The sequence below is a fragment of the Collinsella sp. SGI.033 genome (assembly GCF_050315135.1).
Lineage (GTDB): Bacteria > Actinomycetota > Coriobacteriia > Coriobacteriales > Coriobacteriaceae > Collinsella.
Map to the genome: position 1 here is coordinate 1 of NZ_JBNPOK010000070.1, position 619 is coordinate 619.

General features: G+C 71.4%; 1 protein-coding gene. It reads left to right on the forward strand.

The genetic code is table 11. The features are described 5' to 3' along the window. A partial coding sequence (locus ACQRC0_RS08800) for an IS3 family transposase (protein WP_427729332.1) occupies positions 1-619 on the forward strand: 619 nt, incomplete at both ends.

The window sequence follows — 619 nt, forward strand, 5'->3', positions numbered from 1 at the left end:
CGTGCGCAGGATCTTCACCGAGGACGGCGAGGGGGCGCGGGGGTACCGCTTCGTGACGGCGCGCCTGCGCGAGCTCGACGAGCCCGTGCGCGCCTCGGAGAAGGTCGTCCTCCGCATCATGCGCGAGGAGGGCCTGGTCCCCAGGTGGATGAGGAGGAAGAGGAGGCCCTACAGCTCCTATGCGGGCGAGCCGACGCCGGCCCCGCCGAACCTCGTGCGCCGCGACTTCCGCTCGGCCCTGCCGAACTTCCTGTGGCTCACCGACATCACCGAGTTCAGGCTGCCCTCCGGCAGGAAGGTCTACCTGTCGGCCATCAGGGACTGCTTCGACTCCTCGGTCGTGGCGTGGAGGGCCGGCGAGAGACCGGACGCCGCGCTCGCCAACTCGACGCTCGAGGACGCCTGCGCGCTGCTCGCGCCCGGCGAGCGCCCCGTCATCCACTCCGACCGCGGCGGCCACTACCGCTGGCCCGGCTGGATCTCGATCTGCGAGGGGCACGGCCTCGCCAGGAGCATGTCCGCCAAGGGCTGCAGCCCGGACAACGCGGCGATGGAGGGCTTCTTCGGCCTGCTCAAGAGGGAGTTCTGGCACGGCAGGGACTGGTCGGGCTGGACCCCT